Raw genomic sequence first — 26892 nt, forward strand, 5'->3', positions numbered from 1 at the left:
CCCCTTCAGCCGCGCAGAAGCGCGGCAAGCGCGGGGGAGAGGTCGAGGCTCGCCCGCCCCGCGCAGGCGGCGTAGGAGCCCGTGCGCGGCTTGGGCAGGCGGAGCGAGACCAGCATCTCCGCCATCCGCACGCCGCAGGCCATGCCATCCAGCAGCGCGACCGGCGCGCGCGCCTGCAGCAACCGGTCGAAGCCGGCCAGTGCCGCGCCGGCGAGCACGACGGAATCCGCCCCCTGCGCGGCGAGGTCGGCGACCGCCGCCAGCACCTTCACGCCGACGCCTTCCGGGTCCGCCACCGCGTCATGTGGCGTCGCGCTCACGCCCGCGAGCCCGGCGAGGCGGGAGGACAGCCCGTGCCGCGCGACCAGTTCGCGATAGGTCTCGATGCCGCCGAAGGTGACCAGGCCGAAGCGCCCGCCCACCATGCATCCCGCGAGGCAGGCGGCTTCCGTCATCCCGACCACCGGGCAGGGCATCATCTGCCGCGCGGCTTCGAGCGCCGTGTCGTGGCTGACCGCGAGCAGGCAGGCATCCACCTTCCCCGCATGCTCGGCCAGCAGTTCCAGCAGCGCATGCCCCGCGATCACGTTCTCGGCGCGGGAGGAGATGACGGCAGGGCCGAAGCGCGGCGTGGCGGGCACGATCTCGGTGCCCGGCGCCGCGGCGGCGCGCGCGGCGGCGGCGCAGGCCTCGGTGATCGCGGGCGTGGTGTTCGCATTGGCGACGAGAAGGCGCATCAGCCGGGCTCCGCGACGGTACGGCGGGAATGTTCCATGGCGATGCGCAGCCGGCGGAATTCCTGCGGCGCATCGGGCGCATCGGCGGGCGTCTCGGCGAGCGTCCGCCGCTTCCACACGATGTGCGGGTTGAACAGCAGCAGGTCGCCCGGCCGCGGTTCCAGCTTCAGCATCAGCGCCGGTTCGGCGCAGACGGAATCGAGCAGGTCGAAGGCGGGGCGCAGGCCGGCCGACAGCGGCGGCGCGCCGGGCTGCGGCAGCGTCGCCGCTTCCTCCACCGCGTGGCGCGTGTAGCGCGCGGCGAAGGCGCCCTCGGTCATGGTGAAGACGGCGCGCTCCACCGGCTCGCCGTTCTCGAGCAGCGGCGCGGGGGTGTAGAGTTCCCCCAGCGCGGCGCGGTCGCGGCGCATCACCTCGTTGTGCACCGCGCCGGCGGACACCAGGATATGCGCCGGCGCCTCCGGCCCATTGGCCAGGCAGAGCAGCGCGATCACGTCGCAGGCCTCGATGTGGAAGCGCGGCGGGCCGGACCCGGCCGCGCCCTCGGCCGGCGCGGGGCCGGTCAGACGCGCGACCGGCGCGGCGCTGGAATTCAGCGGCTTGCCGATCTGTTCGCCGAGCGCGAGCAGCGCCGCTTCCGCCGCCGCCGCGCCGTGCCGGTCGAAGGGCAGGCCGCGCAGCAGGCAGAAGCCGCGCCCGGTGTCGAGCCGCGCGACGACATCGGCGAGGATCGGCGCGAGGCGCGTGAGCGGCGGCACGGGCGCGGCCGCCTCCGTCGCCGTCAGCACCGCTTCCAGTTCCTCCGCTTCCTCCACGCCCACCGGCACCATCCAGTCGGCGGCGGTCAGGTCGGACGCGGTCCAGACGGCGGGGCCGGTCTGCGGCACGGGGCGCGGGCGGGGGCGGGTCGTGCTGCTCATGTACCAAGGCTAGCACGCGGCGGGCGCGGGCGCGAAAGCGGGGGCCTTGCCCGCCCCGCGCATCGGGTGGAGGCTTCGCACGCGCCTGCGACGGAGATGCGAGAATGACCGAGTTCCCCGCCACCGACCTGCCCTTCGACGCCGAGGAGATCCTCGCGCGGCTGATGCGCTGGGCGGCCTGCGAGAGCCCGACCTTCGACGCGGCGGCGGTGAACCGGATGATGGACCTCGCGTCGCGCGACCTGGCGCTGATGGGCGCGCGGATCGACCGCATCCCGGGGCGGATGGGCCTTGGCGACTGCGTGCGCGCGCGCTTCCCGCATCCGGCGGGCGATGCCGCGCCGGGCATCTGCGTGATGGCGCACCTCGACACGGTGCATCCGGTCGGCACGCTGGCGAAGCTGCCGATCCGGCGGGAAGGCAACAAGTGCTACGGCCCCGGCATCCTCGACATGAAGGGCGGCACGGTCATCAGCGTGGAGGCGATGCGCCACATCCTCGCCGCCGGCATGGCGACGAAGCTGCCGGTGACCTTCCTGCTGACCAGCGACGAGGAGATCGGCAGTCCTTCCACGCGCGACATCATCGAGGCCGAGGCGGCGCGCAACAAATACGTGCTGGTGCCCGAACCGGCGCGGCCCGATGGCGGCGTGGTGACGGGCCGCTACGCCATCGCGCGCTTCAACCTGAAGACCACCGGGCGGCCTTCCCATGCCGGCGCGCGGCTTGCCGAAGGGCGCAGCGCGATCCGGGAGATGGCCAAGCAGATCATCGCCATCGAGGAGATGACGACCGACGACTGCACCTTCTCGGTCGGCGTGATCCATGGCGGGCAATGGGTGAACTGCGTCACCACCACCTGCGAGGCCGAGGCGCTGTCCATGGCCAAGCGGCAGGAGGACCTCGACGCCGGCGTGGCGCGGATGCTGGCGCTGCGGTCCTCGGCCAACGACGTGGCGCTGGAGGTCACGCGCGGCGTGACGCGCCCGGTGTGGGAGGCGGATGCGAAGGGCATGGCGCTGTTCGCGCATGCGCGGCGCATCGCCAACGCGATCGGCTACGACATCAACCCGCAATCGAGCGGCGGTGGGTCGGACGGGAATTTTACCGGCGCGATGGGGGTGACGACGCTCGACGGGCTCGGCGTGCAGGGCGCGATGGCGCATACGCTCGAGGAGCACGTGCTGGTCGACAGCCTGGTGCCGCGGGCGAGGCTGATGGCGGGGCTGCTCGCCTCGCTCGACTGACGCGCGCTCAGAAGGCCATGCGCAGGCCGCCGCCGAAGCCCCATTCGGTGCCGGTGGTGTTCCACTGCCCGGCAAGGCCGCCATAGACGGCGATGCCGGCGGCGACGTCGGCCGCGATGCCCACGCGCCCGCTCAGCGAATCGCGGCCGCGGTTCTGGCCATAGACCGTCCAGGACCCGGCCTGCGGCACCTCGGCGAAGGCGGCGTCGATCCGGTGGTCGTCCTTGCTGCCGGCCAGCCAGTCGTGCTCGTAGCGCAGGCCCGCCATCGGGCGCAGCGTCGCGCCTCCGACGATCCAGTCCGTCGAGGCGGTGACGCCGATGCCGGTGGCGAGGGAGTTCGCATCCGTGCCCCGGACGCGAAGGTTCAGAGAGCCCGCGCCCGTCTCGGTGAAGCCGTCCTGCCGGTGCTGCGCATAGGCGACGAGCAGTTCCGGCACGATGCGCAGGCCCGCGAAGCCGGTCCGGTAGCGGAGCGCCGCGGCGGCGTTCGCGCCATCCGCCCCGAAGCTCGAACGCGCCTGGCGCGATATGCCGCCGACCGCGATGTTGCGCTCGGCGTCCACCTCGAAGCGGCTGTAGCCGACGAGGCCGACCGCCTGCCACGGGCCGAAGCCGTAGGTGCCGTAGAGGCCGGCGAACAGCGCCTCGCCCTCCAGCCGGCGGGAGGCGAATTCGAAGCCCGACAGGCGCTGCGCGCCGTAGCCGACGCTGAAGCCGACGACCGCGTCGGGCAGCACGCGCATCTCGATGCCGCTCTGCACGCCGCTGAGGCTGTAGTCGAAGCCGGCCAGGTCGGTCTGGCCGTTCAGGCTGCCGTTGACGCGGTAGGCATCCGCCCAGCTGCAGAAGCGCCCCTGCACCAGCCCGCCCCGGCCCTCGCAGGCGCCCGCGGCGTCGAGCGTGGCGATGCGGAACATGTCCAGCTGCTCGAGCGCCACGGTGGTGAAGGCGGCGTAGGATTCGCCCGACACCGCATGCAGCGCGGCGGTCGCTTCCGGGGTCGAGAGCCCCAGCATCTCCCGCGTGACGAGGTCGAAATCCGGGACGGCCGGCGCGGAGGATGCCGCGTAGGTGTCGAAGGTCGTGGCCTGGCTGACCAGGTTGCGCACGCCGTTCGTGACGCTGCTCGTCGCGAAGGGCAGTTGCACCGCGGTCAGGTTCGCCTGCGTCGGGGTGTAGGCCGCCGTGAAGTCGTAGAAGGCGAAGGAATCGCGCACCTCGGCGAAGCGGCCGGCGACGGTGCCGCCCTGCACGACGGTATAGGTCCGGCCGGCGACGGGGCGCGCGCCGGTGACGGCCGGCACGACCTGGACGATGCCGCCGAGCGTGGCGGCGCCGGTGACGGCAAGCCGGCTCGCCTGCGCGCCGTCGAGCTGGATGCGCAGCGTCGCGCCGTCGGACTGGGTGTAGCTGCCCGCGGTCAGCGTGCCGAGCGGGTTGCCGGGGGAAACCGTGCCGCCCGGCAGCACCGACAGCGCGCCGAGCCTGCCCGTGCCGGTGACGAGGCCCGTCGCGCCCAGCACCCCGACCTGCGCGTTGGGCGAGGCGCCATCGGCGACGAGCGTGCCGCCGACCAGCACGGAGCCCTGCAGCACGCCGCTGGGCTCCACCACCAGCGAAGCGCCCGAGGCGATGCTCGCCAGGGTGCCCACCAGCAGCGTCCCGCCGGACAGGCGCAGCACGCCGGCATTGACCTCGACGATGTCGAAGCGCGCGGTGGCGGAGGCGGATTGGGCGAGGCGCCAGTCCACGCCGTTCATCGACAGCCGGTCGAAGGGGCCGGAGAAGCCGCCGACGAACTGCCCGGACCCTGACAGGGTGACGACATCCTGGCCGGCCTCGTTGCCGAAGCCCGGCTGGCCCGCGCCGGCGACCGCCCGCAGCACGATGCCCACGACCTGCGAACCGTCGCCGAAATTCAGCGTGCTGTTGAGGCCGGCGAGCCGGATCGCGCCATCCGCGCCGATGATGTGGCCGGTGTTGTGCAGGGTGAAGTCCTGCGCCCGCGCGCTGACCAGCACGCCGATGCTGGAGGATTCGATGCGGCCCGAATTCTCGAGCACGGCGCCCACGGAGGTGGCGGCGTTGGTGAGCCCGATGCGCACGGCCGCGACCGTGCCGCTGCCCTGCTGTGAGATCACGCCGAGATTGCGGATGACGAGGCCGCGGTCGCTCAGCGTCGATATCGCGGTATCGCCGATCGAGGAGATGGTGGCCCCGGCGGCGTTCTCGAACACCACCTGGCTGCCGCCGGCGATCATGCCGGAGATGCCGAGCGGAACCTCGATCAGGCCGAGGTTGCGGAAGAGGACCGGGCCGCGGATGAAGGCGATGCCGTTCGCGTCGGTCGTGCCGGTGCAGGTGATGGTGCCGCTGCCGTCGTCGATGCAGTCCGCGCGCGCATCGGATGCGCCGTTCAGCAGCGAAACGACCGCCAGGGCGGCAGCGACAGGCACGTGACGACGCATCGCTGCTTGCTCCCACAGGCGATCCCGGGGGCGGCGGGCGCGCCGCGCCGGACTTCATAAGCATGTGATGAGAAAGCCGACCAAATCGTTGATGCCGCGCAAAGCGCGCGGGGCGGGAGGCGCGCGGTCGCCCGCCTGCCGCCTTCCATCCAGGCACCGGCCGTCGCCGCCGGTGGCCGCTGGGAATGCGCGCCATTGTCGCTGAAGCCGCCGAAATTTCCCCAAATGGTTGAGATCGCTTGGCGGGCGGTGATAGCCTCCGCGCGGAACAGGCGGAGGCGGGCATGTCGGCGACCTACTACTGCTATTCCTGTTACGTCCAGTTGCCGGCCACGGCGACCTCGGGCGGCGTATGCAATGTCTGCCAGATGAAGATCGCGTCGAAGAACGCGCCTCAGCAGGGGGCGGTTCAGGTCGTCGTCTGGAACAACCTGCCTCAGACGGCGGCTTTCGTGCAGCCCGGCCGGGAGCCCGGCCTGACGCCGGAAGCCAACTACATCGACGAGGTCATGGCCTGCATCAACGATCACATCGGCGATACCGCCGGGACCAATTTCGGCGACCAGTACACGATCTGGAAGGGCGGCGGGACGCCGACGGTCGACTACCAGGGCACGCGGGCCGGCAGCGGCGCGACCTTCTGGATCGACATCCAGGGCCAGGTCGGCGGCGGCGGCAGCAAGCGAAAGACCTACTGGCAGATCCTCGTGGAATGCGCGGGCACGCCGCCGCCGCGGGATAACGTGGTCAACGCCATCGCCGCGAGCCATGCCTCGAACGTCGCGAGCGGCAAGAGGACGCAGGTCGGCCAGCGCATCGTCATCGTGCGGGGCAACACGGTCGGCCGCCCCAACTGAAGCCGCCCGGGCCCAAGTCCCGGTCGCGATCTCACTCCCCCGCCATCGCGGTGTTCAGGCGCGCGAACCGGCGGCCCCCGAGGTGCGGGCATCTCTGCGCCACATCGACGCGTCGACGGGGCCGGCCTAGCCGCGCACCGGCGACGGCCCGGAACCCGCGACGCTACTTCCCCCCATCCACGCTCAGCACCTGCCCGTTGACGTAGTTCGCCATGGGGGATGCGAGGAACAGCACCGCGTTCGCGATGTCCTGCGCCTCCCCCAGCCGCCGCAGCGCGATCGACGCCAGCACGCGCGCCTGGCCTTCCGGGCCATAGGCGTCCCACTGCTTCGCGCTGGCGGGGTTCGAGAGGATCAGCCCGGGTGCGACGCTGTTCACGTTGATGCCGTACTGGCCCAGTTCGTGCCCGAGCTGCCGCGTCAGACCGACCAGCCCGTGCTTGGCGCTCGCATAGGCCTGGATGCCGGTGCGGGAGGGCTGCAGCCCGGCGCCGCTGCTGATGGTGACGATCCGTCCGCAGCCGGCGCGCTTCATCCCCGGCACGGCCGCCTGCGCCATGGCGAAGGTGGCGTGCAGGTTGATGGCGAAGATGTCGTGCCAGTCGCTCTCGGACACTTCCTCGATCGGGCGGCCGACCTGGCCGCGCACGCCGCCGGCGTTGCACACCAGCACGCCCACGGGGCCTTCGGACTTCGCCTCGACCTCCGCGATCCAGTGCTTCGCCGCGCCGGGGGCGGTCAGGTCGAAGGCGCTGGTGTGGATGGCGCCGGGATGGTCGGCGGTTTCCTCCAGCTCCGTCGCCGACAGGTCGCAGGCATAGACCTGCGCGCCGAGCGCGGCGAAGGACCGCGCGATGGCGCGGCCGAAGCCGTGCCCCGCACCGGTGACGGCGACGGTCACGCCGGTGAAGTCGTATTCGCGCATCACGGGATCATCTCCGTCAGGTTGGCGTCCGACATGGGCCGCGTGCCGGCCTCGCATTCGTGGATCATGGCGACGAGGCGCCGCACGGCGGGGCATGGCAGGCCGTGCTTCGCGCCGATCTCGGCGATGGGCGCGATCTGCACGTCGATCTCGGTGCGGCGGCGCCGCACCCACAGGTCGCGCCACACGCCGGAATGCGTCTTGGCGTTGGGGCGGTTGAACGCGACCATGGCGGCGACGGAGGAAGCCGCCTGCGCTTCCGTCGCCCCGGGCGAAAAGGCCGCGGGGTCGAAGCCGTTGAAGCCGAGCGGCTCCACACCCTCCGCCCGCGCGACGGCGATCGCCTCCCCGCCCAGCGCGCGCCACAGCGGCAGCAATTCGGGCCGCGCCAGGCAATCGGCGATGCCCTTTTCCCCCAGCGCCTGGGCGAACAGCATCGCGCCGTAGCCGAGCTTGCCCCACAGATAGCCCCAGATGTTGGGCGTGGTGATGGCGTTCGGCTCGAAGGTCTCGCGCAGCAGGGCGTGCAGCGCGGTCAGCCGCGGCGTCGCAGCACCATCCAGTTCCCCCAGCACCAGCGCGCCGCGGCCGCCATACATGATGCGCCCCGGCCCGTGCCAGTCGGCGGAGAAGTTCACGAAGCAGCCCATCGTCCGCTCGCGCCCGACGATGCGCTCGATGATCGTCTCGCACAGCCCGTTCTGCAGGGAGAGGACGTAGCCGTCCGCGGCGAGGTGCGGCAGCAGCGCGCGGCAGGCCGCTTCGGTGTGATGCGCCTTCACGCAGAGGAAGATTCGGCGATAGGTCCCCTGCACCGTCTCCGGCGTGAAGGCGGGCGCGACGACGCGGTGCGGGTCGACCGGGCCTTCGATGTGCAGGCCGCGCGCCGGGTCGGCGATGGCGGCGACGTGCTCGGCCTCGACATCGACGAAGACGACCGCGTGGCGCGCGCGCACCAGCGCGGCGCCGACCGTGCCGCCGATGGCCCCCGCGCCCCAGATGAGGATCGGCCCCCGATCCACCGCCTGCCGCGCCGCTTCCGCCCCTTCGCCCGCCATGCCCTGCCCTTCATCCCTGGACGCCGCGCCGCGCGCGCCGCACAAACCACGACGCTACGCCGGAGGCTGCCGCCGTCAATGCTCCAGGGACTTTCGGGAAACCTCCGCGGCGGGGCGCTGATGGCCGCCGCCGCCATCATCTTCGCCGCCGAGGCGCTGGCCATCCGGCTGATGACGGAACGCGGCATCCCGGTGGAGGTGCAGGTCTTCTTCCGCTCCCTCGGGCAATTGTTCTGGGTCGCGCCGCTGGTCGCGGCGACGGGCCTCGCCGTGTTCCGCACCGTCCGCCCGGGCCTGCACGTGCTGCGCGGCGCGTCGAGCCTGCTGACCTGGGGCTTCTACTACGCCTCCTTCGGGCCGCTCGACCTGGCCACCGCCACCGTCCTGTCCTTCACCAATGTGATGTTCACCACGCTGCTCGCCGGGCCGGTGCTGGGGGAGCGCGTGGATCGCTGGCGCTGGACCGGAACGATCGCGGGCTTCGTCGGCGTGGCGGTGATGCTGCGGCCGGGGACGACCGTCTCGACGCTCGGCGTGGCGCTGGCCATCGCTTCCGCCGTCACATGGTGCGGCATCACGCTGTCCTCGCGCGTGCTGGCGCAGGTGGACCGCAACACGACGATCATGGCCTGGGTCGGGCTGGTGACGACGGCGGGGTCCCTGCCCTTCGCGGTGATGGCCTGGGTGCCGCTCGGGCTGATGGACCTGCTGATCCTGCTGTCGGTCGCGGCCTTCGCGCCGGGCATCATCTGGCTGATCACCAGCGCCTACCGGCACGGCGAGGCATCGGCCATCGCGCCCTTCCAGTATCTGCGCCTGATCGTCGTCGCCGGCTTCGGCTGGGCGATCTTCAATGAGGTGCCGGATGGCTGGACCTGGCTGGGTGTCGCCGTGATCCTCGCCGGCGCGGTGGTGATCACGGTGGCGGAGGCGCGGCGCCGATGAAGCCCGATTCGGCGATGGCGGCGTCCAGCACCGCCGCGTCGAAGCCGAAGTCGCGATAGCCGTTCCGCAGCCGCTGCACGTATTCCGCCGCCGGCGGGCCGGGTCGCAGCCGGATCTCCTTGTAGGTCACGGCCACGGCGCCGCCGGGCAGGGTGATGCGCGTGCGCGTGTAGGTGAAGGGGCCTTCGTAGCGATCGAGCGCTGCAAGGTCCGCCGCGGTCACGCGCCACAGCCCGACCGGGCAGGTCGCCCGCGGCGCGCGCTCGATCGTCGCGAATTTGCGCAGCACGAGCCGCCAGCCCTCCAGCACCGCCTGCCCCGCCACCTCCGCATCCGGGCAGCGGCGGCGCATCTGGTCGTGCCACAGGTTGCTGCCATAGGCTGCGTAGGGTTCGGGAAGGAAATCGGGCATGCAGGCGCCTCCGCCGGTCGATCGGATCGAGATAACCACGCTGGTCGACAACGTCACGGACAGCCTGTCCTCCACGCCGCCCTTCGTCACGCGCGAATGGACCCGGCTGCAGCGGATGGGGATGAAGCGGACCTCCGGCGGGTCGCTCTGCTGCGCCAATCATGGGCTCTCGCTCGTCCTCACCGTCACCGCGGGCGGCGAGTCGCGCTCCGTGCTCTTCGACGGCGGGCCGGTGGACTACGCGGTGGAGCGCAACGGCGCGCGGCTCGGCGTGGATTTCGGCGCGATCGAGGCGATCGTCCTCTCCCACGGCCATTGGGACCATGCCGGCGGCATCCCCAAGGCGATCGAATTGATCCGCCGCGCGAATGGCGGCCGCGCGGTGCCGCTGCACCTGCATCCCGGCATGTTCCGCGAACGCGGGTCCCGCCAGCCCGATGGCGGCGTGCTGCCGATGGACCGCGTGCCCGCGCCGGATGAGTGGGAAGCGATGGGCGCGGCGCCACAGGTCTCCCGCGAGCCCGCCGTCATCGCCGGCCATGTGCTGGTCAGCGGCGAGATCCCGCGCGTGACCGACTACGAGACCGGCCTGCCCGGCCAGGTGGCGCGCGATGGCGACGCCGCGCCCTGGCAGCCCGACGAATGGCTGTCCGACGAACGCTTCGTCGCGGTGCACCTGCGCGGCCAGGGGCTGATCGTCTTCTCCGCCTGTTCCCATTGCGGCATCGTCAACGTGCTGCACGAGGCGCGGCGGATGATGCCCGACATCCCCATCCTCGCCGCCATGGGCGGCTTCCACCTCTCGGGCACCAACGAACGCATCATCCCGCGGACCGTGGCCGATCTCGGCGGCTTCGGGATGCGCTGGATGTTTCCCTCCCACTGCACGGGCTGGCGTGCGCTGAACGCGCTGGAACGCGCGCATGGGGAAGGCGTGGTGGTGCCGGGCGCGGTCGGCAAGACCTTCGTGCTCGAGGCGTGATCCTCCTTCTCCAGGCGGCGCCGCTGCTGCTGCTGCTCGGGCTGCTGCTGTCCGGGCGGGCGGGGCCGCTGCCATCGGTGCTCGCGGCGCTGGCCGTGTCGCTGCCGGCGGCCTTCGCCTCCCTGCCCGGCGATGCCGGCTTCGCGGCCTTCCTGGCGGCGGAGGTGCCGCGCGCGCTGTTCCTCGCGCTGCAGCCGGCCGGCGTGGTGCTGGGCGGGCTGCTCTTCCACGCGGCGGTGGAACGCAAGGGCGATGCGCTGCGGCAGGCGGCGACGCCGCGCGCCATCTTCACCGCGACGCTGCTGATCGGCGTCTTCATGGAAAGCGTCACGGGCTTCGCGGTCGGCGCCGTCTTCGCGCTGGCCGCGCTGCGCGGCATGGGGATCGGCGGCGCGCCGGCGGCGGCCCTCGCGCTGCTGTCGCTCTGCCTCATTCCCTGGGGCGGGCTCGGGCCTGGCACCTCGCTCGGCGCGGCGCTGCTCGGCGTGCCGGCGCAGGATGTCGCGGCGCTGACGGCGCTGCCCAACGCGGCCTGGGTGATGCTGCTCGGGCCCGTCTGCTGGCGGCTCTCGGCCGCCGCGGGCGTGCCGGTGCCGGTGGCGGAACGGCTCGCGCAGACGGCGATGCTGGCGGCGATGGCGACGATCCTCGTGCTCGGCCACCGGGTGCTGCCCTTCGAGGTGCTGGGCATCCTCGCCTCGGGCCTGCCGCTGCTGTTCGCGCTGTGGCGCGCGGATCCGCCGCGCGACGCGGCGGCGTGGCGGCGCGCATGGGGGCTGCTGTGGCCCTATGTGCTGCTGACGGTCGCGCTGCTGGCCGCGCGCGCGGTGCCGGACCCGCCGGCGCTGCGCCCCTATGCGACGCTGCCGGCCTTTCCCGTCACGCATGTGGCCATCGTGCTGCTGGTCGTCTCCGCCGCGCTGCTCGCGCTGCGGGCGGATGGCGGGGCGCGCGCGGCGGGCGCGCTGAAGCGCGCGGCGCGGCCGGCCGCGGTGCTGCTGCTGTACGTGCTGCTGGCGCGGATGATGGCGGGCAGCGGGGCGACGACCGCGCTCGCGGCCGCGGCGGCGGAGGCGCTCGGCGCCGCCGCGCCCTACGCCGTGCCGCCGCTCGGGCTCATCGCGGGGATGGTGACGGGCAGCAATGTCGGATCGAACGCGGCGCTGATGCCGGTGCAGAAGGCGCTGGGGCTGGCGGCGGGGATGCCGCCGCTGCTCGCCCCGGCGGTGCACAATTTCGCCGGCGCGGCGGGGGCGGGCATGTCCTTCGGCGTCACCGCGCTGGTCTGCGGGCTGCTCGCCGACGGCACGCGGCCGCGCCAGGTCTGGCGCCTGCTGCTGCCCTCCATGGCCGCGGTGCTCGTGGTTGGCTGGGCGGCGGTCGCGCTGCTGCGCTGAGGCCGGGCTTGCGCCCGCCTGCGGCAGGCGACAGGCTTCCGGGCAACAAGACCACCGGAGGAACGCCATGACCCGCTTGACCCGCCGCACGGCGCTGGCCGCGACCGCCGCGCTGCTCGCCGCACCCGCCGTGCGCGCGCAGGGCGCCTTCCCGAACAAGCCGCTGCGCATCATCGTCCCCTATCCGCCGGGTGGGGTGACGGACATCATGGGCCGCCTGGCGGCGGAAGCGATGTCCCGCCATCTCGGCCAGCCCGTGGTGGTCGAGAACCGCGCCGGCGCCGGCGGCAACATCGGCGCCAAGGCCGCCGCGCAGGCGGAACCGGACGGCACCACCATGCTGCTCGGCACCATGGCGACGCAGGGCGTCAACCCGGTGCTCTACCCCGACCCGTCCTTCGACCCGCGGCGGGACCTGGTGGGCGTGGGCATGATGGCCGACATGCCGAACATCATGGTGTGCAACCCGCGCCGCTGGAATCCGGCGAACGCGCAGGAAGCGATCGCGCGCATGAAGGCCGAGCCGGGCAAGATCCTGTTCGGATCTGTCGGCAACGGCTCCTCCTCCCATCTCAGCCAGGTGATGCTGACGCGCATGGCGGGGCTGGACGTGGTGCACGTGCCCTATCGCGGATCCTCCCCCGCCGTCGCGGCGATGATCGCGGGCGACCTCGACTTGCTGTTCGATGCCTCCGCCACCTCCGGCCCGCATATCCGGGGCGGGACGCTGAAGCCGCTCGCCATCACCATGAACCGCCGGCTGGGCTCCCTGCCCGACATCCCGACGCTCGAGGAAGCGGGCGTGCGCGGCTACCACCTCAGCGTCTGGAACGGCGTGCTGACCCAGGCGCGCGTGCCGGCGCCGATCCTCGCCCGGCTGCAGGACGCCTTCCAGAAGGCGATGGACGCGGCGATGCTCGACCGGTTGCGGGCGAACTTCACCGAGCCGCTGGTGATCCCGTCCGCCCAGCTGCAGCCCTGGCTGAACGAGGATGCGGAACGCTGGGTGCGGATCGCGCGGGAGAGCAACATCCGCCCGGACTGACCGGGCGATCGTGGACGGCGCATTGCGCGCTTGAAACTTGCCGCCGGGTCGCCGGGCACTAGCCTTGGCGGGACCGGGACCGCGTCTGCGCGGCCCGGCGGGAGACGCTTATGGACTGGTTCGTATCCTCGGCGCCGCGGTTCCTCGAGATCCTGTGGCTCAACATCGTTCTTTCCGGCGACAACGCCGTCGTCATCGGCATGGCCGCGGCGGGCCTCTCGCCCAAGCTGCGCAGCCGCGCGGTGCTGTTCGGCATCGTCACCGCGGCGGTGCTGCGGATCGTCTTCTCGATCTTCGCCACCTACTTGCTGAACCTCTGGTGGGTGGCGCTGGTGGGCGGGCTCGCGCTGCTCTACATCGCCTGGACCTTCTTCAAGGAGCTCCGCCACCACGGCGAGGAGGCCGAGGAAGGCGAAGGCACGGCGCGGGAGAAGACGCTCGCCCAGGCGCTGTGGCAGATCGTCCTGGCCGACGTGTCGATGAGCCTCGACAACGTCCTCGCCGTGGCGGCCGTCGCGCGCAACGACGTGGTGATGCTGGTGATCGGCCTTGCCGCCTCGATCATCCTGATGGGCCTGCTCGGCGGCCTGCTCGCCCGGCTGCTCGACCGCTACAAGGTCATCGCCTATGTCGGCGTCGCGCTGATCGCCTGGATCGGCCTCGAGCTGACCTGGGAAGGCACGGCGGCGGCGAATGAGGCGCTGAACCTGGGCCTGCCCATCGCCGCGCCGCAGCACCCCGCGCAGCATTGATGCCCGTTCGGGCGCCCGCCTGACAGGAGCCGCGGCCGGCGACGGACCCAGCCGCCGCGGCCCCGAAGATGTGTGCATAAGCGGCGGCGGCCCGCGGGCGGCATTGCCAGCGGCCGTCCCGCGCGGCTAACTCCCCAGGACTTCGATCCGATGGGAGGACGACACGAATGAAGATGACCCGACGGCTGGCCCTCGCGGCCATGCTTGCCGCCCCGCTGGCCGCCGCGCCGGCCATGGCGCAGACCCAGATCACCGTTCAGCACGCCCTGCCGGCCAACAGCCATACCGGCGTCGGCGCCAGCACCTTCGCCGAGGCATTCCAGCGCCTGACCAACGGCCGCTACCGCGTCGTCGCCCAGCGCAACGACAATGAGCGCGAGATGATCGAGAGCGTGCAGATCGGCACGATCGACTGCACCTTCACCTCCACCGGCCCGGTCGGGAACTTCGTGCCGGAGGTCCGCGTCTTCGACGTGCCCTTCCTGTTCCGCGACGCCGCCCACGCCCGCGGCGTGCTGGATTCCGAGATCGGGCAGCAGGTGCTGAGCCGCTTCCAGGCGCGCGGCCTTGTCGGCGTGATCTGGATCGAGAACGGCTTCCGCAACCTGACCAACTCCCGGCGCGAGGTGAACACGCCCGCCGATGTGCGCGGTCTCAAGATCCGCACCATGGAGAACCAGGTGCACATGCGCGCCTTCACGCAGCTTGGCGCGCTGCCCACGCCGATGGCGTTCAGCGAGCTGGTCCCCGCCCTCCAGCAGGGCACTGTGGATGGGCAGGAGAACCCGATCTCGGTGATCGTGGCGAACAACCTGAACCAGGTGCAGCGCTTCATGACGCTGACGCGGCACGTCTATTCGCCGCAGGTGATGATCTGCAACCCGCAGACCGTGGGGCGGCTGAACGCGGCCGACCGCGCGCTGTTCCAGCAGGCGGCGGTCGAGGCGCAGCGCGCCAACCGCGCCCGCGTCACGGCCGACGACGAGGCGGGCGTGGCCGAACTGCGCCGCCGCGGCATGACCGTCGTCACCGAGGTGGACACGGCGGCCTTCCAGGCGGCGCTGGCCCCGGCCTTCGCCGAGTGGGAGCGGACGCTGGACGCCGCGACGCTGCGCCGCATCCGCGAATGGCGCGCGAACTGAACAGCGACACGGGCGCGGGCCACGAGGCCCGTGCCCCCCTTCTCGAGCGGCCCCGGGAGGCCCGATGAATCCAATCAACCTGCTGCCCTTGCAGGTGACCGGGGCCGCGACGCTCCTCACCGTGGCCCTTGCGCTCTGGGCGGGGTCGGGCGAAGGCGCCCGCGCCGGGGTGCGGCGCGCGATCCTCGCGCTCGACCGCGTCTCGACCGGCATCGCCGCGCTGCTCGCGAGCCTCGCGCTGGCCGTCGCCGTGGCGGCGGGCCTGTGGCAGGTGGTGGCGCGCTTCGCGACGGAAACGCCCTCCGTCTGGTCGGAGGCGCTGGTGCGCACCGCGCTGATCTGGATGGCCTTCATCGGCGTGGCGGTCGCGCTGCGCGCCGGCGCGCTGGTGTCGATCGACGTGGCGCACCGCTATTCCTCGGGCGCGCTGCGCCGGGCGCTGGAAGCGGCGACGCTCGCCTGCTGCCTGTCGATGCTGGGCGTCATGTTCTGGTTCGGCTGGATGATGGCCGAGCGGGTGCAGTTCCAGGAGATGGCCGGGCTCGAGGTCTCGATGTCCTGGGGCTACGCCGCCATCCCGATCGGCGCGGTCTTCGCGATGGTGGGCGTGGTCGCGCATTTCCTCGACCGACGCGCCGAGGATCTGGAGAACGCGGTATGAGCGGCATGATGCTCACCGTGATGCTGGTGCTGTTCGCCGCCAGCATCCCGGTCGCGGTCGCCATCGGGCTTGCCGCCGTGGTCGGCATCGCGGGCTACACCTCCTTCCCGCTCATCGTCGCGGCGCAGCAGCTTTTCGTGGCGCTCGACAAGTTTCCGCTGGCCGCGATCCCCTTCTTCATCCTGGCGGGCAACCTGATGGATGTCGGCGGCATCTCCCGCCGCCTGGTGGAATTCGCGCGGTCGATCGTCGGCGGCGTGCAGGGCGGGCTGCCGGCCACCTGCGTCGTCACCTGCATGATCTTCGCGGCGATCAGCGGGTCCTCCGTCGCGACCACCTTCGCGATCGGCGCCATCATGATCCCGGCGCTGGTCCGCGCCGGCTATCCGGTCGGCTTCGCGGCGGCGCTGCAGGCGACGGCGGCGGAACTCGGCGTGATCATCCCGCCGTCGATCCCGATGATCCTCTATGGCGTGACGACCCAGACCTCGATCCCGGAGCTGTTCATCGCGGGCTTCGGGCCGGGCTTCCTGATCGGCGGCGCGCTGATCGTGACCGTGCTGGTCTGGTGCCGCATCATGGGCTGGGGCAAGCGGGACGGCGAGAACCGCCTGCCCGTCCTGACCGCGACGCGGCAGGCCGCCTTCGCGCTGGTCATGCCCGTGGTGGTGCTGGGCGGCATCTATGGCGGCATCACCACGCCGACCGAGGCGTCCGTCGTCGCCGTGGTCTACGCGCTGATCGTGGGGATGTTCCTGCACCGGGAAATCGGGCTGCGCGACCTGCTGCCGATCTTCCGCAAGTCGGTGATCAGCAGCGCGGTGATCATGTTCATCATCGCCTGCGCCGCACTTTTCTCCTGGCTGCTGAACCGCCAGGGCGTGCCGGACGCGGCGGCCGAGTGGCTGGCCACGGCCTTCGACAGCGCGGGGCTCTACCTGCTGGTGGTGAACGTGTTCCTCTTCGTCGTCGGCATGTTCGTCGAGACCTCGGCCTCGATCATCGTGCTCGCGCCGATCCTTTCTGAGGCGGCGGAGAAGCTGGGCATCGACGGGGTGCATTTCGGCACGATCATGGTGGTGAACCTCGCTCTCGGCATGATCACGCCCCCCTTCGGCGTGAACCTCTTCGCCGCGGCGCAGGTGGCCGGGTGCAGCATCGACAGGATGATGAAGTACCTCGTCGTCTTCATCGGCGTGGTCTTCGCCTGCCTGATGGTCATCACCTACGTTCCGGCCATCACCCTGACCCTGCCGCAGCTGGTGTTCCGGTGAGCATCGGCACGCCGGAGGCGCTGCGGCACCTCCGGCGGGACCCCGCGCTCAAGCGCGTCATCCGACAGGTCGGCCCCTGCACGCTGACGCCGGCGCGGCGCCAGCCCTATGAGGCGCTGGTGCGCGCCATCGCCCACCAGCAGGTGCATGGGCGGGCGGCGGAGGCGATCCTCGGCCGCTTCCTGGCCCTGTGCGACCAGAAGGGCTTCCCGACGCCCGAGACGGTGCTCGCGCTGACGCCCGAGCAGATGCGCGCCTGCGGGCTTTCGGCCAACAAGGTGCTCGCCATCCGCGACATCGCGGAGAAGGCGGCGCTCGGCATCGTGCCGACGCGCGCGGCCGCGCGGCGCCTGTCCGACGACGCGCTGGTCGAGCGGCTGGTCCCCCTGCGCGGCGTCGGGCGCTGGACGGTGGAGATGCTGCTGATCTTCACCCTCGGCCGGCCGGACATTCTGCCGGTGGACGATTTCGGCGTGCGGGAGGGCTATCGCCTCGCCGCCGGGCTCGACGAACAGCCCAAGCCGCGCGCGCTGGCCGAGATCGGGGAGGCCTGGGCGCCGTACCGCACCACCGCCGCCTGGTATTTCTGGCGGGCCGCGGACCTCGCCAAGGAAGGGCGCTTCAGGCCGCCGCAGGCGATCTGATGCCCGGCCGGCACGGATGCGCCCCGTGCCGGACGCGGATCAGCGCGCGGCCGCCCCGCGCATGACCAGCGCCTCGGTCAGCGCCGGAATGTGCTCCCGGAACGCGAAGAAGCCCTTGGTCGCGCGCGGCCAGCACAGGCTGTCCCAGTCCCGCCGCAGGCGCAGCGGCTTCAGGGGCGCCAGCGCATCCGCCGTCCAGCCGACCGGCGCCCAGGGTGTCACGATGCGCGCCGCGCCATGCGCCGCGGCGAAGGCCGCGATGTCTTCCAGCGCCACGCGCCGCGCCGGCACGCCGAAATGCGCGGCGGCGCGCGCCAGTGCATCCTCCATCGCGCCTTCCGCGAAGGCGCGCGCACCAGGCGCCACGCCAACCGGCGAGCGCCGGTCCGCCGTCGCCACGCCCGCCACCGCCACGATGCGCGCCGCGCCGAGGTCGAGGCTTTCCGGATGCAGGTCGTCCTCATGCAGCAGCAGCAGGGCCGACCCCTCCGGCACGCGGTCCGGCGGCGGCAGCGCGGCGGCGGGCGGCGCCGGGCCGTCATCGAGCGGCGCGGGGTCCTCCTCCAGCTGCCCGCGCGGATCGAAGCGCCCGCCGGTGAAGCGCGCGATGTTCTCCGCCCGCGCGACATAGTGCTTGCCCCGCGTCTGCATCCCCGCGACCCAGCGCCAGGACAGGGTGTTGGACGCCGCATCGGCATCGAGGAGGTGGCGCAGGAAGACATCCGCACCCAGCGCCCAGGGCAGGCGCAGCGTGAAGATCCAGATGCTGGCGAACCACATGCGGGCGTGGTTGTGCAGCCAGCCGGTCTCAATCAGTTCGCGCGCCCAGGCGTCGAAGCAGGCGATACCAGTCTCCCCGCGCAGCGCGGCCTCATGGCCCGGCGGCGGGGCGGCCAGCGCGGCGTCGCGCGCGGCGCGAAAGCGGTCCCAGACGACGGGCCGCATCTCCAGCCAGCCCTTCCAGTAGGACCGCCAGAAGACCTCCTGGATGAATTTTTCCGCCGCGCGGGGGCCGTGCTGCGAGATCGCGGCCGCGACTAGGTCGCGCTCCGTCACCAGCCGGTGGCGCACATGGGGCGAGAGCATCGAGACATCCCGCCGCGCGCCCGGCCCCGGGTCGTGGTTGCGCCCCGCTTCATAGGCGCGGCCCATGCGCGGGGCGAAGGCGTCGAGGCGCGCGAGGGCGGCGGCGCGGCTGGGCGGGGCGATCTCCGTCATGGGCGCGCATGTGGCCGGGCGGGCCGCGCCCGCAAGCCCGCCGCGCTGCCGCCATCATCGCGCGCATGATGCGTCGCCGATGGCGAAGATGATCGGACGGCGCGGCGTGCTCGCGGGCCTGGGCGGCCTCGCGGCGGCGGGGGTGCTCGGCGCGGGCTACGGGCTAGGCGTGGAGCCCTTCCTGCGGCTGGCGGTGCAGCGGCATCGCGTGGCGCCGGCGGGATGGCCGCCGGGGCTGTCGCTGCGCGTCGTGCTGCTGGCGGACCTGCATGCCGGCGCGCCGCTGATGGACGAGGCGCGGATCGAGCGCATCGTCGCCGCGGCCAATGCGCTCGACCCCGACCTGACGCTGCTGCTGGGCGACTACGGGCCGTCCATCCGCCTCGTCTCCCGCGTGCTGGCGCATGCGGATGTGGCGCGGCGCCTGGCCGCGCTGCGCGCCCGGCACGGCGTCTTCGCCATCAACGGCAACCACGATTGGTGGGAGGACAGGGAGGCGATGCGCATCGGGCGCGGCGCCGTGCCCTCCATCGCCCGCGCGCTGGACGGCGCGGGCATTCCCGTGCTGCGCAACGCGGTGCTGCGCGCGGGGCCGGTGCTGGTGGGCGGGCTCGATTCCTCCTGGGCCTTCGGCCTGCGCCGCGGCGCGGACGACTTGCCGCGGCTGATGGACCAGGTCGCGGGCGACGCGCCGCTGCTGCTGATGGCGCATGAGCCCGACATGTTCGAGTCCGTGCCCGCGCGCGTCGCCGCGACCTTTTCCGGCCACACCCATGGCGGCCAGGTGCGGCTGATGGGCTGGTCGCCAGTGGTCCCGTCCCGCCACGGCAACCGCTACGCCTGGGGCCATGTGCGGGAGGGCGGGCGGGACCTTGTGGTCTCGGGCGGGCTTGGCGTGTCCACCCTGCCCGTGCGCTTCGGCGTGCCGCCGGAGGTCACGCTGGTGGAGTTGTCGGCCTAGGGACCGAGGAAGGGCTCCAGCGCGGCGAGGAAGCCGCCCGGGTTCTCCGCATGCAGCCAATGCCCGGCATCGGCCACGGTGGCGAAGTCCGCGCGCGGGAACAGCGCGCGGAAGGCCTCGTGATGCTCGGCGCGGATGTAGGGCGACCGCGCGCCGGCCATGACCAGCGTCGGCCCGCCAAAGGTCGCGCCGGGGGCGGCGGTGAAATCCTCGATGGCGGGCATGGCGGCGGCGATTTCCGCCAGGCCCAGGCGCCACGACGGCGGGTCGGCCTCGAAGCGCAGGCTCTGCAGCAGGAAGGCGCGGATGCCCGCTTCCGGGATGGTCGCCGCCAGGGCTTCGTCCGCCGCCTTGCGCGTGAGCCCCGGCGCGAGCGGCAGCGCCTGCATCGCCGCGACATAGGCGCGCAGCGTCGGGCGGTAGCGCACCGGCGCGATGTCGGCGACCACCAGCCGCTCGACGCGGTCCGGCCGCGCCAGGGCCAGCGTCATCGCCACCTTGCCGCCCATCGAATGGCCCAGCACCGCGGCACGGGGGATGCCGGCGGCGTCCATCGTCTCCGCCACGTCGGCCGCCATGGCGGCGTAGGACATGTCGGCGTGGTGCGGCGATGCGCCGTGGTTGCGCAGGTCGGGCGCCAGCACGCGGAAGCGCGGCGCCAATGCCTTGCGGATCGCGCCCCAGTTCTGCCCCGCGCCGAACAGCCCGTGCAGGAGGATGAGCGGCGGGCCCTCCCCCGCTTCCGTGCAGGCGAGGATCATGTCCGGGACGCCAGCACGACCGAGGCGACGATCAGCCCGCCGCCGGCCACGATGTCCCAGCCCACCGGCTCGCCCAGCCAGACGGTGCTGACCAGCACGCCGAAGGCGGGCACCAGCAGGAAGGCGACGGAGGCGACCGCGCCGGGCAGGCGGCGCCCGACCTCGATCACGCACCAGGTGCCGATCGGCGCGACGATCAGCCCGATATACAGCATGTACGGCCAGGCCGGCCCGAAGATGCCGCCCTGCGGTTCCAGCACCATGGCGAAGGGCAGGATCACCACCGTCGCCAGCGCGAAGCACCAGGGCAGCAATTCGAACACCGGCGTCGGCGGCGGCCATTTGCGCGTGGAGATGATGGCGAGCGTCCACAGCAGCGCCGCGCCCACCAGCATCCCGTGGCCGAGCCGCGCATCGAGGTCCATCCAGTCGACCGCCCAGGGCCCGGACAGCACCGCCACGCCCGCCAGCCCCAGCCCCGCCGCCACCCAGCGATGCGGCGGCACCTTTTCCCCCAGCACCAGCACCGAGAGGGGAATGAGCCAATAGGTCACGACGGCGGAGATGATCGCGGTGCGCCCGGCCTCGACGATCGCGACCGCGGCATGGGCGAGGATGAAGAAGCCGCCGAGCTGGAAGACGCCGAGGCCGATGATGGAAGGGATGTCGCCGCGCTTCGGCAGCCGCAGCCGCCCGAGCATGGCGAGCACCAGCGCCGAGACGCCGGCGGCGAGCACGACGCGCCCGACGGCGAACCACATCGGCGTCGCGTTCGCGAGCGCCGCCTTGGTCACCGGCCAGGCGCCGCCGAACAGCACGATGGCCACGAGCAGGATGTGGAAGGCCGAACGCATGGCCGCCGTGCGAAGCTCCCGTCCCAAAAGCTGGAGCCGCGGAGCGTGCCGGACTCGGCTGGATTTTGATCCCGCTTCGGCGTTTTAGGAAGTGCTTAACCCGAGAAGATCCGACACATCTCGGATCGGATGCGCACGGGATCAGATGCCGGGTCGGGTGGCGCGTCCGCCGCGGTGACGATCGCGCCTTCGGCCACGTCGCGCACCAGCCGGATGCCGTGGGCGAGGCCGATCGGCAGCGCATCCAGCGCGCGCGACCGTGCGGCCGGGATGCACTTGCCCCAGACGCAGGCGCCGCCTTCCCCGTCCAGCACCTCGCCCACCTTGAGCGCGCGCTTGGCGACGGCCACGACATCGCCGCGCCATTCGGTGCCGCAACCCGTCGGCTCGCCGCGCAGCGCGGCGGAGGCGACGGAGACGCCGAGTTCCAGCCCGATGAAGTGGTAGGGCCGCCACAGCGCGGCGTAGCGGCCAGACGGATCGGTCGCGACGCCGTATTCGGTGAAGCAGCGGCGGGCATACTCCGTCTCGCCCTCGAACACCGCGTAGACGCCCCAGCGGAGGTTGTCGGGGATGGTCTCGCCGTCGCGGCGGACGGAGGAGACGACCTCCACCATCCCCTTGCGCGGCAGGATGCCGCCTTCGTTGTGGGGGCGGAGGATCGTCGGCAATTCGGAGGTGCCGGCGGGCGGGAAGGCCAGCCCGTCCTCGGGTGGCGCGAGGCCCGTGGCGTTGGCGATCGCCGCCATCTCGATCCCCGACTTGGTGCCGTCGAGGAAGGAGTTGAACATCTGCGGGTTCATCCCGCCCGCCCGCGCCTGTTCCTCGCTCAGCCCGTAGAAGCCCCAGACGGTGGCCGGCGTGCTGGCGTGGAATTCCGGCAGGTACTTCGTCCCCTTGCCCGCGGCGATCACGGTGAAGCCGCCGGCGCGCAGCGTGTCCACCATCTCGCACACCAAGGCGGGCTGGTCGCCATAGGCCATGGAATAGACGACGCCCGCGGCGGCCGCTTCGCGCGCCAGCAGCGGGCCGGCGAGGACATCGGCCTCCACATTCACCATCACGACATGCTTGCCGTGCGCGATGGCGGCGCGGGCGTGGCGCAGACCGGCGGCGGGGTCGCCGGTGCATTCCAACACCACCTCGATGCGCGGATCGGCGATCAGCGCCATCGCATCCTCGGTCAGGTGCGTCCCGCCGGTCGCGATGGCGGCGTCGAGGCCGGGCGCGTCATACGCCCCCTCCGGCCAGTGGATGCGCGCGAGCGCGGCGCGGGCGCGCGGGACGGACAGGTCGGCGATGCCCGCGACATGCAGTCCCGCCGTGCGCCGCGCCTGATGAAGGAACATCGAGCCGAACTTGCCCGCGCCGATCTGCGCGACGCGGACAGGGCGACCCTCGGCGGCGCGGGCGAGCAGCTTGCGATGCAGGTTCACGCGACGGGCCTCAGGAAGGGTTGTGCCAGCGGCGCGGGCCGTGGCCGGGCAGGTGCCCCGCGCGCAGCTTCACCAGCGCCGCGCCGGCCAGCGCCAGCACCGCGCCGCCAGCGGCGAAGGCCCGCCCGCCGCCGCGCGGCAGGCGCGCGACCAGGATGGCGAGCAGCAGGGCGGCAAGGATCAGCGCGACGAACATGGCCTCAGTCCATGTAGATCCCGCCATTGATGTGGATCGTCTCCCCCGTGACGAAGGCGGCGGCGTCCGAGGCGAGGAAGGCGATGACGCTCGCCACTTCCTCCGGCGTGCCGAAGCGCTTCATGGGCGTCGCCGCGATCAGCGCCGCGTCGTTCTTCGCCATGATCGATTCCGTCATCGGCGTGGCGATGATGCCGGGGGAGACGCAGTTGGCGCGCACCCCGCGCGGCGACAGCTCATGCACCAGCGAGCGGGTGAAGCCGAGCACGGCGGATTTGCACGCCGCGTAATGCGCGTGGCGGACGGAGCCGCGATGGCCGGCCATCGAGGCGATGTTCACGATCGACCCGCCATGGCGCAGCAGCGGCATGGCCGCGCGGCAGGCGAAGAAGACGCCGTCGAGGTTGATGCCGAGGGTCCGGCGCCAATCCTCGTCGGACATGGCGGTGACTTCCTGCTCGACATACAGCCCGGCCCCGGTGACGAGGATGTCGATGCCGCCGAATTCGCGGCCCGCCATGGCGAGCGCCTCCTCCATCTCCTCCGGCTTCGTCACGTCCACGCGCGCGGTCAGGATGCGCTGCTCGCCGGCCGGCAGGGACTTGGCGAAGTCGTCGAGCGCGGCCGGGTCGAGGTCCGTCAGCACGAGATGCGCGCCGAGGCGGCGGAACAGCGCGGCGGTCGCGCGCGGGATGCCGCCATTGGCCCCGGTCAGGAAGGCCACCTTGCCGGTCAGGTCGATCATCGCCGCATACCTCCCCTCGCCGATCAGTCGGCCACCTTCAGCATGATCTTGCCGACATGCGCGCTGCTTTCCATCAGCCGATGCGCCTCGGCGGCCTCGGCCAGCGGGAAGGTCGCGAAGATCTCCGGCCCGCAGCGCCCGGCGGCGAGCAGCGGCCAGACCTTCTCCTCGAGCGCCGCGGCGAGCGCGCCCTTCTGCGCGGTGGTGCGCGGGCGCATGGTCGAGCCCGTCACGGTCAGCCGCTTGAGCATGACGGGGCGCAGGTCGACCGCATCCGCCTGGTGCCCGCCGAGGAAGGCGATGATGACGAGCCGCCCGTCCCAGCCGAGGCAGCGCAGGTTGCGCTGGAAATAGGCCGCGCCGACCATGTCGAGCACCACGTCCACGCCCTTGCCGCCGGTCAGGCGCTTCACCTCCTCGGCGAAGTCCTGGGCGCGGTAGTCGATCGCGGCATCGGCGCCGAAGCCGAGGCAGGAGGCGACCTTCGCCGCACTTCCGGCGGTGGCGTAGACCGTCGCGCCGAAGGCCTTCGCCAGCTTGATCGCGGTGACGCCGATGCCCGAGGTGCCGCCATGCACCAGCACCGTCTCCCCCGCCGCGAGCCGTCCATGGCCGAACAGGTTCGCCCAGACGGTGAAGTAGGTCTCGGGCAGCGCGGCGGCGCGGACCGCGTCGTAGCCGGCGGGCCAGGGCAGGGTCTGCGCCTCGGGCGCCGCGCAGTATTCGGCATAGGCGCCGCCATTGGTCAGCGCGCAGACGCGGTCGCCGGGCTTGTAGCGCGTGACCGCGGCGCCGGTCGCCACGACCTCCCCCGCGCATTCCAGGCCGATGATCGGCGACGCGCCGGGCGGCGGCGGGTAGGACCCGCTGCGCTGCTGCACGTCCGGCCGGTTCACGCCGGTGACCATGACGCGGATCAGAACCTCGTCCGGGCCCGGCGCGGGCAGCGGGCCGCGGGCGGGGACCAGCACCTCCGCCCCGCCGCCGGCGCCATGCGCGATGAATGTCATCTCCTGCGGCAGCGCGGCCATGTCTCGTTCTCCCGGAATGCCGGGCAGCAATCGCGCCGGCTCCTCCGCCCGTCAAGGCGGGCTGGACAGGGCATGGAATGGCGATGAACATCCGCGGAACTTTCGAATACCCGGAGGAAGGTCATGCCCGCCATCCGTCGCCGCCCGCTGCTGGCGGGCCTGTGCGCGACGGCCGCCGCACCGCGCATCGCCCTGGCGCAGGGCGGCGAGATCCGGTTCGGCGCGCTCTACCCCTTCTCCGGCGCCCAGGCGCTGTTCGGCGACGAAAGCTTCCGCGGGCTCGAGATCGCGGCCGAGGAACGCAACGCGGCCGGCGGCGTGCTGGGCCGCCAGGTCCGCCTGCTGAAGGGCGACGCCGTCGACCAGGCCCAGGCGATTTCCGAGGTGCGCCGGCTGATGACCGCCGAGCGCGTGACGGCCGTGTTCGGCACCTATGCGAGCCCGCTCTCCTTCGCAGCGACGCAGGCAACCGAGTTGCAGGGCGTGCCGTATTTCGAACTCGGCGCGATCAGCGACCCGATCACCGAGCGCGGCTTCCGCTTCGTCTTCCGCACCTGTCCGCGCGCCTCCGACTTCGGCGCGACGACGGTGGGCGCGGCGCAGGACGTGCTGGCGCCGATCCACGGCGTGGATGCCGCCAGCCTGCGCATCGCCATCCTGCACGAGGACGGGCTCTACGGTCAGACCGTCAGCGGCTTCCAGGAACAGCAGGTGCGCGCGCGCGGCCTCAACATGGTCGAGCGGCTCGCCTATTCGGCGCGCAGCGTCGACCTGTCCTCGATCGTCCAGCGCCTGCGCGGCGTGAACGCCGATGTCGTGCTGCACACGGGCTACCAGAGCGACATCGTGCTGTTCTTCCGCGGCATGCAGGAAGCGGGCTGGCGGCCGCGCATGGTGATCGGGTCCGGCGCCGGCTATTCGCTGACCGACACGGCGCGCGCCGTGGGCCCCGGCTTCGAGGGCGTGATGAACGTGGACTTCACCCAGTTCGCGGTGAACGAGCAGTTCGCCCCCGGGGCCGCCGCCTTCGCCGAGATGTACAAGCGCCGCTACGGGTCGGACCCGCGCTCGGGCCATTCGCTGGCGAACTACTTCGGCGCGCGCGTCTGCCTCGATGCGGTGCAGCGGGCGAATGCGACGGACCGGGATCGCATCCGCGCCGCCATCCTCGCGACCGATGTCGCGGAAGGCACGACGCCGACCGGCTGGGGCGTGCGCTTCGACGAGAAGGGCCAGAACACGCGGGCGCGCCCCGTCGTGATGCAATGGCAGGGCGGGCGGCAGGTCACGATCTCCCCGACCCAGGCCGCGGTGGCGGAAGCGCGCCGCCAGATGGGCGGCGCCGGCGGGTGAGGCGCAGCGGGATGCCCGGACGCGCCATGGATCTCCGCCCCATCTCCTTCGCCCGCGACGCGGCGACGCCGCGGCGGGACGACCTCCGCCGCCCGAAGGGCGCGTGGCGATGACCGCGCCCGGCGCGCCGATGCCGCCCGCCGACCCGCCGCCGGGCACGCGCCTGCTGGTCACCGGCGGCGCGCAGGGCATCGGCCGCGCGGTGGCGGATGCCTTCCACGCGCGCGGCGGGCGCGTCTGCGTGCTCGACCGCGCGCCGGTGCCTCAGGCGCCAGACGGTTGGCTCTGCGTGCAGGGCGACGTGACCGAGGCCGAGCGCGCCTTCGCGGCGATGGACGAAGCCTGGGGCGGCGTCGATGTCGCGCTCGCCAATGCGGGCTTCGCGGTGAACACGCCGACGCTCGAACTGACCGAGGCCGCCTGGCGCGGCGCGATCGACGTCAACCTGACCGGCGCCTTCCTCACCGCCCAGGCGGCGGGGCGGCGCATGGTGCGAGACGGGGCGGGGCTGATCCTGTTCACCTCCTCGCTGTATGGCACCATCGGCGGGGCGGAACGCGCGGCCTATTGCGCGACCAAGGCGGCGGTCGCGAACCTCGCCCGCGCGCTGGCCTGCGAATGGGGGCCGCATGGCGTGCGGGTGAACGCGCTGGCGCCGGGCTATACGGAAACCGCGCTGGTGACGGACCTTGTCGCGGCGGGGCGGCTCGATCCCGTCCGGCTCGCCGCGCGCGCGCCGCTGCGCCGGCTGGTGCGGCCGGAGGAAGTCGCGGCCTTCGCCTGCTTCCTCGCCTCCCCCGCCGCGTCGGCGATCACCGGCGCGGTGCTGCCGGTCGATGCCGGCTGGACCGCCAACGGAGCGCCGTGAC

Annotated in this window: 27 protein-coding genes; 14 read left to right on the forward strand and 13 right to left on the reverse strand. The window is 72.6% G+C overall.

The genetic code is table 11. The features are described from left to right. Positions 1-5: 5 nt before the first annotated feature. Both J5Y09_RS13355 and J5Y09_RS13360 read right to left on the reverse strand, forming a co-directional pair. Positions 6-737 (reverse strand): aspartate/glutamate racemase family protein, encoded by a 732-nt coding sequence (locus tag J5Y09_RS13355; RefSeq protein ID WP_209352299.1) that lies wholly within the window; start codon positions 735-737, stop codon positions 6-8. Then, positions 737-1657 (reverse strand): TauD/TfdA family dioxygenase, encoded by a 921-nt coding sequence (locus J5Y09_RS13360; protein ID WP_209352300.1) that lies wholly within the window; start codon positions 1655-1657, stop codon positions 737-739. The genes J5Y09_RS13355 and J5Y09_RS13360 overlap by 1 nt, the downstream gene beginning before the upstream one ends. A 104-nt stretch (positions 1658-1761) precedes the next feature. Here J5Y09_RS13360 and J5Y09_RS13365 point away from each other — a divergent pair, with 104 nt between their 5' ends. Further along, complete coding sequence (locus tag J5Y09_RS13365) at positions 1762-2904, forward strand: M20/M25/M40 family metallo-hydrolase (RefSeq protein ID WP_209352301.1); 1143 nt, start codon at positions 1762-1764, stop codon at positions 2902-2904. A gap of 7 nt (positions 2905-2911) precedes the next feature. On the opposite strand, the gene J5Y09_RS24770 is transcribed toward J5Y09_RS13365, so the two are convergent. Continuing rightward, complete coding sequence (locus J5Y09_RS24770; RefSeq protein WP_209352302.1) at positions 2912-5362, reverse strand: autotransporter family protein; 2451 nt, start codon at positions 5360-5362, stop codon at positions 2912-2914. A 296-nt stretch (positions 5363-5658) separates the two neighbouring features. Here J5Y09_RS24770 and J5Y09_RS13375 point away from each other — a divergent pair, with 296 nt between their 5' ends. Then, positions 5659-6231 carry a hypothetical protein gene (locus J5Y09_RS13375; protein WP_209352303.1) on the forward strand — a complete coding sequence of 191 codons (573 nt, stop codon included), beginning with the start codon at positions 5659-5661 and terminating at the stop codon, positions 6229-6231. A 163-nt stretch (positions 6232-6394) separates the two neighbouring features. Here the strand turns inward: J5Y09_RS13375 and J5Y09_RS13380 are convergent, their stop codons facing one another. Beyond that, entirely contained in the window at positions 6395-7156 is a 762-nt protein-coding gene (locus J5Y09_RS13380; RefSeq protein ID WP_209352415.1) for an SDR family NAD(P)-dependent oxidoreductase, read from the reverse strand. After that, positions 7156-8214, reverse strand: coding sequence for a ketopantoate reductase family protein (locus J5Y09_RS13385; RefSeq protein ID WP_209352304.1), 1059 nt, complete (start codon positions 8212-8214; stop codon positions 7156-7158). The genes J5Y09_RS13380 and J5Y09_RS13385 overlap by 1 nt, the downstream gene beginning before the upstream one ends. A gap of 120 nt (positions 8215-8334) precedes the next feature. Between J5Y09_RS13385 and J5Y09_RS13390 the strand changes: the two genes are divergently transcribed. After that, complete coding sequence (locus tag J5Y09_RS13390; RefSeq protein WP_209352305.1) at positions 8335-9159, forward strand: DMT family transporter; 825 nt, start codon at positions 8335-8337, stop codon at positions 9157-9159. Here the strand turns inward: J5Y09_RS13390 and J5Y09_RS13395 are convergent. Further along, on the reverse strand, positions 9131-9571 hold the full coding sequence (locus J5Y09_RS13395) for a gamma-glutamylcyclotransferase family protein (RefSeq protein ID WP_209352306.1): 441 nt from the start codon (positions 9569-9571) through the stop codon (positions 9131-9133). The genes J5Y09_RS13390 and J5Y09_RS13395 overlap by 29 nt on opposite strands. Between J5Y09_RS13395 and J5Y09_RS13400 the strand changes: the two genes are divergently transcribed. The 8 genes from J5Y09_RS13400 (at position 9570) to J5Y09_RS13435 (ending at position 17468) form a co-directional block, all read left to right on the forward strand. Continuing rightward, positions 9570-10553 carry an MBL fold metallo-hydrolase gene (locus tag J5Y09_RS13400; protein ID WP_209352307.1) on the forward strand — a complete coding sequence of 328 codons (984 nt, stop codon included), beginning with the start codon at positions 9570-9572 and terminating at the stop codon, positions 10551-10553. The two genes, J5Y09_RS13395 and J5Y09_RS13400, sit on opposite strands and share 2 nt — an antisense overlap. Next, positions 10550-11950: an L-lactate permease gene (locus J5Y09_RS24775; RefSeq protein WP_209352308.1), complete on the forward strand. Its 1401-nt coding sequence runs from the start codon at positions 10550-10552 to the stop codon at positions 11948-11950. Before J5Y09_RS13400 ends, J5Y09_RS24775 begins: the two co-directional genes overlap by 4 nt. Before the next feature lie 67 nt (positions 11951-12017). Next, the gene (locus J5Y09_RS13410; protein WP_209352309.1) at positions 12018-12995 is read left to right on the forward strand and encodes a Bug family tripartite tricarboxylate transporter substrate binding protein; all 978 of its coding nucleotides are present in this window, start codon (positions 12018-12020) and stop codon (positions 12993-12995) included. 110 nt (positions 12996-13105) lie between these two features. Then, on the forward strand, positions 13106-13747 hold the full coding sequence (locus tag J5Y09_RS13415) for a YjbE family putative metal transport protein (protein WP_209352310.1): 642 nt from the start codon (positions 13106-13108) through the stop codon (positions 13745-13747). A 167-nt stretch (positions 13748-13914) separates the two neighbouring features. Continuing rightward, on the forward strand, positions 13915-14889 hold the full coding sequence (locus J5Y09_RS13420; RefSeq protein WP_209352311.1) for a DctP family TRAP transporter solute-binding subunit: 975 nt from the start codon (positions 13915-13917) through the stop codon (positions 14887-14889). Between the two features lie 64 nt (positions 14890-14953). Beyond that, on the forward strand, positions 14954-15550 hold the full coding sequence (locus tag J5Y09_RS13425; RefSeq protein WP_245217105.1) for a TRAP transporter small permease: 597 nt from the start codon (positions 14954-14956) through the stop codon (positions 15548-15550). Beyond that, positions 15547-16824, forward strand: a complete 1278-nt coding sequence (locus J5Y09_RS13430) for a TRAP transporter large permease (RefSeq protein WP_209352312.1) — start codon at positions 15547-15549, stop codon at positions 16822-16824. The genes J5Y09_RS13425 and J5Y09_RS13430 overlap by 4 nt, the downstream gene beginning before the upstream one ends. Next, positions 16821-17468, forward strand: coding sequence for a DNA-3-methyladenine glycosylase family protein (locus tag J5Y09_RS13435; protein ID WP_408904057.1), 648 nt, complete (start codon positions 16821-16823; stop codon positions 17466-17468). Before J5Y09_RS13430 ends, J5Y09_RS13435 begins: the two co-directional genes overlap by 4 nt. Positions 17469-17507: 39 nt before the next feature. Here J5Y09_RS13435 and J5Y09_RS13440 read toward each other — a convergent pair whose 3' ends face one another. Continuing rightward, on the reverse strand, positions 17508-18686 hold the full coding sequence (locus tag J5Y09_RS13440) for an FAD-binding domain-containing protein (protein ID WP_209352313.1): 1179 nt from the start codon (positions 18684-18686) through the stop codon (positions 17508-17510). 79 nt (positions 18687-18765) lie between these two features. Here J5Y09_RS13440 and J5Y09_RS13445 point away from each other — a divergent pair, with 79 nt between their 5' ends. Continuing rightward, positions 18766-19647 (forward strand): metallophosphoesterase, encoded by an 882-nt coding sequence (locus J5Y09_RS13445; RefSeq protein ID WP_209352314.1) that lies wholly within the window; start codon positions 18766-18768, stop codon positions 19645-19647. Here J5Y09_RS13445 and J5Y09_RS13450 read toward each other — a convergent pair. The 6 genes from J5Y09_RS13450 to J5Y09_RS13475 form a co-directional block, all read right to left on the reverse strand. After that, complete coding sequence (locus J5Y09_RS13450) at positions 19644-20408, reverse strand: alpha/beta fold hydrolase (protein ID WP_209352315.1); 765 nt, start codon at positions 20406-20408, stop codon at positions 19644-19646. The genes J5Y09_RS13445 and J5Y09_RS13450 overlap by 4 nt on opposite strands. Further along, entirely contained in the window at positions 20405-21262 is an 858-nt protein-coding gene (locus J5Y09_RS13455; RefSeq protein WP_209352316.1) for a DMT family transporter, read from the reverse strand. Before J5Y09_RS13455 ends, J5Y09_RS13450 begins: the two co-directional genes overlap by 4 nt. A 95-nt stretch (positions 21263-21357) precedes the next feature. Further along, on the reverse strand, positions 21358-22698 hold the full coding sequence (locus J5Y09_RS13460) for an NAD(P)H-dependent oxidoreductase (RefSeq protein WP_209352317.1): 1341 nt from the start codon (positions 22696-22698) through the stop codon (positions 21358-21360). 10 nt (positions 22699-22708) lie between these two features. Continuing rightward, the gene (locus J5Y09_RS13465; RefSeq protein WP_209352318.1) at positions 22709-22894 is read right to left on the reverse strand and encodes a hypothetical protein; all 186 of its coding nucleotides are present in this window, start codon (positions 22892-22894) and stop codon (positions 22709-22711) included. 4 nt (positions 22895-22898) lie between these two features. After that, a complete protein-coding gene (locus tag J5Y09_RS13470; RefSeq protein ID WP_209352319.1) occupies positions 22899-23639 on the reverse strand; it encodes an SDR family NAD(P)-dependent oxidoreductase in 741 nt (246 codons plus the stop codon). Between the two features lie 23 nt (positions 23640-23662). Continuing rightward, the gene (locus J5Y09_RS13475) at positions 23663-24670 is read right to left on the reverse strand and encodes an NAD(P)H-quinone oxidoreductase (protein ID WP_209352320.1); all 1008 of its coding nucleotides are present in this window, start codon (positions 24668-24670) and stop codon (positions 23663-23665) included. A gap of 123 nt (positions 24671-24793) precedes the next feature. Between J5Y09_RS13475 and J5Y09_RS13480 the strand changes: the two genes are divergently transcribed. Together J5Y09_RS13480 and J5Y09_RS13485 are read left to right on the forward strand one after the other, a co-directional pair. Beyond that, positions 24794-26023 (forward strand): ABC transporter substrate-binding protein, encoded by a 1230-nt coding sequence (locus J5Y09_RS13480; protein ID WP_209352321.1) that lies wholly within the window; start codon positions 24794-24796, stop codon positions 26021-26023. A gap of 109 nt (positions 26024-26132) precedes the next feature. Beyond that, a complete protein-coding gene (locus J5Y09_RS13485; protein ID WP_245217118.1) occupies positions 26133-26891 on the forward strand; it encodes an SDR family NAD(P)-dependent oxidoreductase in 759 nt (252 codons plus the stop codon). Position 26892 lies beyond the last annotated feature (1 nt).

It is taken from the genome of Roseomonas nitratireducens (assembly GCF_017813355.1).
Taxonomy (GTDB): domain Bacteria; phylum Pseudomonadota; class Alphaproteobacteria; order Acetobacterales; family Acetobacteraceae; genus Neoroseomonas; species Neoroseomonas nitratireducens.